This window comes from Peribacillus sp. P4_C12 (genome assembly GCF_056402095.1).
The window spans coordinates 1-851 of sequence record NZ_JBFUIB010001002.1 but is presented as its reverse complement, the minus strand read 5'-3'; the positions used below and the strand labels follow the sequence as shown (position 1 = coordinate 851).

The 851-nt window shown below is 37.7% G+C and carries 1 protein-coding gene; it reads right to left on the bottom strand.

The annotated features are described in order from the left end of the window. On the bottom strand, positions 1–851 hold an 851-nt coding region (locus AC1DUW_RS30840; RefSeq protein ID WP_477644453.1), incomplete at both ends, for an ABC-F family ATP-binding cassette domain-containing protein.

Here is an 851-nt window from a genome sequence, read left to right as displayed (position 1 = left end):
CCGCTATCCGGCTCTATTTCACCTGCTAAGATCTTGAACATGGTGGTTTTTGCAATTTCATCTTTACCGACAAAAGCAATCTTGTCACCTTTATTCATCGTGAAGCTGACGTTTTCCAATATTTTTATACCATCAATTGTTTTTGTAATTCCATCTACACGAAGCAAGTCGTTTCCGATTTCACGCTCCGGTGTAAAGCCAACATATGGATAGCGGCGGGAAGAAGGTTGAATATCATCTAAGCTGATTTTATCCAATAATTTCTTACGGGAAGTTGCCTGACTCGATTTAGATGCATTGGCACTGAATCGAGCGATGAAATTTTGTAGTTCTTTGATTTTTTCTTCTTTTTTCTTATTGGCATCTTGTGTTAATTTAAGAGCAAGCTGGCTTGATTCATACCAGAAGTCATAGTTACCAATATAAACTTTGATTTTACCGAAATCAAGATCCGCGATATGCGTACAAACTTTGTTAAGGAAGTAACGATCATGGGAAACTACGATAACTGTGTTTTCAAAGTTGATTAAGAACTCTTCCAACCATTTAATCGCTTTTAAATCCAAATGGTTGGTAGGCTCATCTAGTAAAAGAACGTCTGGTTTTCCGAATAGTGCTTGAGCAAGTAATACTTTAACTTTGTCGCCACCGTTTAATTCAGCCATTTTCTTTGTGTGAAGGTCCTCAGTAATACCAAGGCCTTTCAAAAGGATCGAAGCTTCAGGTTCAGCTTCCCAACCGTTTAACTCTGCAAATTCACCTTCAAGTTCGGCTGCTTTCATTCCGTCTTCATCAGTGAAGTTTTCTTTCATATAGATTGCATCTTTTTCTTGCATGACTTCATATAATCT